The sequence below is a fragment of the Bacillus sp. JJ1127 genome, assembly GCF_036965845.1.
Classification (GTDB): Bacteria; Bacillota; Bacilli; order Bacillales; family Bacillaceae_G; genus Bacillus_A.
Map to the genome: position 1 here is coordinate 1 of NZ_JBALQK010000267.1, position 5832 is coordinate 5832.

A 5832-nucleotide genomic window follows, 5' to 3' on the forward strand; every position below is an offset into this window, starting at 1 on the left:
TTGTATAACTTATCCATAAAATTATATATTAGGAGGAAGTATTATGAACACGAAACTATTAAAATCAATTACATCATTAACACTAATAGGCAGTGCTTTATTATACTCAAATAGTAGTCTTGTAAAAGCTGCAGAAACCCCTAACAATCAGACGTCTGCTTCATTTTATGATGTTCCTCAAACGCACTGGGCATATCCTGCTATTACGAATTTGGCAAATCAAAATATTATTGCCGGCTATGGAAATGGAATGTTCGGTTTAGGTGACGTTGCGACAAGAGAACAAGTAGCTGCTTTAATTTATCGTGTTTTACTTCCCAATAAAAAAAATGGCACTTTTAGTAATGATAATTCTCTTTATGTAATGCAAGACGGCTCTAAACTTAAAAATCCATATAGCGATATCAATTCTACTTCTACAATGTTTCCAGAAGAGATTTTAACTCTAACTGATTTAGGAATTTTTAAAGGCGATGAACGTGGAAGTTTCAGACCAAAAGATTCTGTAAGCCGTGCGGAAATGGCGCAAATCATTAAAAATGCTTTCCATCTTTCCATTCAAAAACCACATACATTTAACGATGTACCAGGCAATTTTTGGGCCAATGATGCCATTAGCGCTGTACAATCAAATAATATCGCATCAGGTACAGGTGATGGGAAATTCGAGCCGAATAAGAAGGTGACACGCGAACAATATGCGCAGTTTTTATACAATGCTTTAGAACATAAGAAGCGTACTCAAGGAGATACACAAACAGATCCTAGCACTCCACAAGGAGAAAATAAGCAAACAGATCCTAGCGCTCCACAAGGGGATACACAACTAATAGAAGAATTTAAGAAAGAATTACAGAAACATATCGATACTTATGAAACAAATATTACAATTCCATACAAAACAAAGAATACGAATACTCAGGAAGTTATGGATACACTTTTTAACGCATATAAAGAAGTCGTACATACAAATGAATATGTGAATTATACCATAGCACAAACTTCCTATTCTCTTTCTGGTTCACCTGGAAACTATACTTTTACCTTAAATATTACATATCGTGAATCAAAAGAGCAAACAGAATATGTAATGCAGCAAACAAAAACAGTTGTTAATTCCATCATTCAAAATGGAATGGATGAGCATGAAAAGGTTAAAGCCATTCATGATTATGTTGTAAAACATGTGGCTTATGATACTTCATATAATTCTTACACAGGATACGGGGCATTAGCAAACCATTCTGCTGTTTGTCAAGGTTATGCACTATTAACCTATCAATTGCTTAAAGAAGCAGGGATTGATTCTCATATCGTAACTGGAACTGGACACGGAGAAGCACACGCTTGGAATTTAGTGAAAATTGATAACAAATGGTATCACCTTGATACAACATTCGATGATCCAATACCAGACGAACAAGGAAGAGTATTATATTCATATTTTAATTTATCTGATGAACTAATTGCAAAAGATCATCAATGGAATCGCAGTGAATACCCACAGGCTACTACAAACTACTATGATGAACTTACAAATAAGATAACAGCTGGTAGCTCTAAATCATCAACATATGAACAAATACTAAAAGATACAAAACTGGTTTACTTATCTACACAATATATTGCTAATAACTATGATGAACTAAAAGACAAATTACAACAGCAATTCTCATCAAAACCAGAGAAAGTAGAAGTTCTTTATAAACAATCTACGGACGGATCCATACAAGATGTGAAAAAAATATTCAAAGAGGTGGATTGGCCAGAAGGCTCACAACGCGCTTCTTATCAAGCAGCACCATATAGTGCAAAACCAGGCTATTCATTAGTAACTATTACTTTTACATATTAAAAACTAACAAAGGCATCTTTTTTTGGATGCCTTTGTTAGTTTTATGAGCAGGTAAATTCTATCTTACTTTATTCATTCGCTATATTTTCAATAACAATATAAATTTTGATTCCCTTATATCGTTACGCCATTTTCTCACCTGATTCTTCCCTAAAAAAGCTCTTCATCGCGTGAAATACATCAGCTTTTTGTTTTAAAATATAATATCTGAAATTCTCATCTTTAATATTTTTATATGCTGACATAAGCGTACTGTGGCGATTGTACTGGTTCACTTCTCCATACCCAAACATATTACATACCTTCATCAATTCTTGCACAAGCTTCACACAACGAGCATTATCTGATGTTAAGTTATCCCCATCTGAAAAATGAAATGGATAGATATTATAGCGTTCTGGTGAATACTTTCCATCTATAAGTTCAAGTGCTTTTCGATAAACAGAGGAACATATCGTTCCACCGCTCTCTCCTTTTGAGAAAAATTCCTCTTCTGTTACAACTTTTGCTTCTGTATGATGCGCAATAAATTCAATATCTACTGTTTCATACTTTGTACGTAAGAAGCGTGTCATCCAAAAGAAGAAGCTACGCGCCATATATTTCTCCCAAATCCCCATTGATCCGCTTGTATCCATCATTGCCAATACAACAGCCTTCGATTCTGGCTTTAATACTTCATTCCACGTGCGAAACTTCAAATCTTCTTTATGAATTGGATGAAAAGATGGTTTTCCACTCATCGCATTTCGTTTATAGGCTGCTATCATCGTTCGTTTTTTATCAATATTGCCCCATAGCCCTGTTTTTCTAATATCGTTAAATTCAATATGTTCAATACGATTTTCATCCATTTCTTTGCGCTTTAAGTTAGGTAGCTCTAGCTCTTTGAAAAACGCTTGCTCCAATTCTAAAATAGATACTTCAGCTTCATAATAATCTTCACCAGCTGTATCTCCTGCACCTTGCCCTTTTCCTGGTCCCTTCTGCTTTTGGGCACTTGATCCATCTCTTGCTACTACATCTCCGACTTTACTATCACCCGTTCCTTGCCCAACATGTTTATTCTTATCATAGTTGTATCTAATTTTATATTCATCTAAAGAACGAATTGGTATTTTTACAACATCCCTACCATTAGACATAACGATACTTTCCTCTGTTACAAGATCTGGTAAATTATTCTTAATTGCATCTTGCACCTTTTCTTGATGGCGTTGTTGATCGTCATATCCTTTGCGATGGAGGGACCAGTTTTCCTGTGAAATTGTATAATTAGGTTGATTTTCTTCGCCCATCCCTTTCCCTCCTTACTGTAATTTTCTTCATTCCGTTCCAACAAACAGTACGACTACATATAAGTTTGTGATGTGACAAAAAATAACTGTTCATTAAAACCTATTTTCCCTTTAATCATCACTTTACGTAATACACCGAACGTTCCCAACAAAAACTTTGGCAATCAATTAATAGAACGAAACATTCTGTAGTTGATAAGAAAGAAACACAATGCATTGTTGCACATTTTTTTGCTCTGCAACATATTGTATTGTGTTGGCTTTTTTCTGTATGAATGGTTGGTTACTCTATCATATGCGTATTGTAAAAATAATTGACAATAAATTCATGAAATTGCATCTTAATTTATTATATTTGGACAAGTCCCCAGGAAACATTTACTATATAAATACAGATTAAAAAACCGACATAAAAAACTTAATCTTTAGGTGGGAGAGAGCATCCGACCATGCATAGTAGCGGTCAGTGCCTTTTTTAGCCCCATGCCACGTAAAAACAAAGAGAGAAAATAAGTGGAGATTTCCTTTTGTTTTCATAGCCGCGACTTATATGTCGGAAAATCGAAATGGATTTATATAGTAAAGTTCCATCACTTCAATCAGATAGATACAAAAACGCTGCCTCTGCTTTCATAAGAGACAGCGTTTTATTATCAAACTATCGATTCAATAAACTGCCCACATAACGTAACAATTCATTTGCTGATGAAGAGTTATAACCATGTTCATCAATTAAGCGTGCTACAACATCATTAATTTTCTTAAGTTGATTCTCATCTGGTGTTTTAGTGGATGTTGTAATTTTTACCACATCTTTTAAATCAGCAAATAGCTTTTTCTGAATCGCTTCACGAAGACGTTCATGTGAATTATAGTCAAAGCGTTTTCCTTTACGAGCATAGGCAGAAATACGAATTAAAATTTCTTCACGGAATGCTTTCTTTGCATTTTCCGAAATGCCAATTTGTTCTTCAATTGAACGCATAAGCTTTTCATCTGGACTCATTTCTTCTCCTGTTAGTGGATCGCGTAATTTTGATTTATTGCAATATGCTTCAACATTATCTAAATAATTATCCATAAGTGTCTTAGCTGATTCTTCATATGAATATACAAACGCTTTTTGCACTTCTTTTTTCGCAATTTCATCGTACTCTTTCCTTGCTAATGAAATGAAATTCATATAGCGCTCTCTATCTTCATTACTAATAGATGGATGTTGATCTAAGCCATCCTTTAAAGAGCGTAATACATCAAGTGCATTAATCGATGGAACTTCTTTCCGGATAATTGTAGAAGAAATCCTGTTAATCACATAACGAGGATCAATACCACTCATACCCTCATCCTGATATTCACGCTGCAATTCTTCGACATCAATTGCATTATAACCTTCTACCATCTCACCATCATATAAACGCATCTTTTTAATTAAATCAATATCTGGACGCTTTGGATCCTTTAAACGAGTTAAAATTGTAAACATTGCCGCAACGCGAAATGTATGTGGCGCAATATGCACATTCGATACATCACTTTCACGAATCATCTTTTCATAAATATGTTCCTCTTCACTAACACGCAAGTTATATGGAACTGGCATTACAATAATTCTTGAATGTAATGCTTCGTTTTTCTTATTGGATATAAAAGAGCGATACTCTGTTTCATTCGTATGGGCTACAATTAATTCATCTGCTGAAATAAGCGCAAATCTTCCTGCTTTGAAATTCCCTTCTTGTGTAAGTGATAATAAATGCCATAAAAATTTCTCATCACATTTTAACATCTCTTGGAATTCCATCATGCCACGATTCGCTTTATTTAACTCTCCATCAAATCGATAGGCACGCGGATCCGACTCTGAACCATATTCTGCAATTGTAGAAAAATCAATACTACCTGTTAGGTCAGCAATATCTTGTGACTTTGGATCAGAGGGACTAAATGTACCAATCCCCGTCCGACGATCTTCAGAGAAGAAAATACGCTCGACAACTACATCTTCAATTCTTCCACCATATTCCTGTTCTAAGCGCATTACATTTAATGGTGACAGATTCCCCTCAATTCTTACGCCATATTCATCAAAAAAATCGTCCCGTAAATGATGCGGGATTAAATGAAGAGGATCCTCATGCATCGGGCATCCTTTTATAGCGAAGATAGCTCCCCGATCTGTACGTGAGTATGTTTCTAATCCTCTTTTTAGCATTGTAACTAATGTCGATTTCCCTCCACTAACTGGCCCCATTAATAATAAAATCCGTTTTCTAACATCTAAACGTTTCGCAGACGGATGAAAATATTCTTCAACAAGACGCTCTAATGCTTCCTCTAATCCAAATAATTGATTACTAAAAAAATTATATTTTTTTCTGCCATCTACTTCTTCAATCCCAGCTTCTTTAATCATATTATAAATGCGAGAGTGTGCTGTTTGAGCCACCCATGGTCTTTTCTTCACAAGCTCCAAATAATCCGCAAACGTACCTTCCCATTGTAAACGTTCTTCTGCTTCTCGATGCTGTTCAATTTTTTTTAAAATATCCATTATAGCTCCTCCCCCATCTCCTTGTTCAATCGGATTATTATAAAAGGTATGCGAGGATGTCCTTAAACATTCTTTAAATCAAAATGAAATATCTAATACGGGAGCTCACCTTTTTATTCATTCTT

The 5832-nt window shown here is 34.9% G+C and carries 3 protein-coding genes; 1 reads left to right on the forward strand and 2 read right to left on the reverse strand.

The features are described 5' to 3' along the window. Positions 1 to 43: 43 nt before the first annotated feature. A complete protein-coding gene (locus tag V7183_RS21895) occupies positions 44 to 1855 on the forward strand; it encodes an S-layer homology domain-containing protein (protein ID WP_335360822.1) in 1812 nt (603 codons plus the stop codon). A 122-nt stretch (positions 1856 to 1977) separates the two neighbouring features. Here the strand turns inward: V7183_RS21895 and yhbH are convergent, their stop codons facing one another. Together yhbH and V7183_RS21905 are read right to left on the reverse strand one after the other, a co-directional pair. Then, positions 1978 to 3153 (reverse strand): sporulation protein YhbH, encoded by a 1176-nt coding sequence (yhbH, locus tag V7183_RS21900; RefSeq protein ID WP_335360823.1) that lies wholly within the window; start codon positions 3151 to 3153, stop codon positions 1978 to 1980. Positions 3154 to 3811: 658 nt separating this feature from the next. Then, a complete protein-coding gene (locus V7183_RS21905; RefSeq protein ID WP_097896613.1) occupies positions 3812 to 5707 on the reverse strand; it encodes a PrkA family serine protein kinase in 1896 nt (631 codons plus the stop codon). Positions 5708 to 5832: the final 125 nt, after the last annotated feature.

Coding starts and splice junctions, on each gene's coding strand:
- V7183_RS21895 (WP_335360822.1), top strand. CDS start 44: ATGAACACGAAACTATTAAAATCAATTACATCATTAACACTAATAGGC.
- yhbH (WP_335360823.1), bottom strand. CDS start 3,153: ATGGGCGAAGAAAATCAACCTAATTATACAATTTCACAGGAAAACTGG.
- V7183_RS21905 (WP_097896613.1), bottom strand. CDS start 5,707: ATGGATATTTTAAAAAAAATTGAACAGCATCGAGAAGCAGAAGAACGT.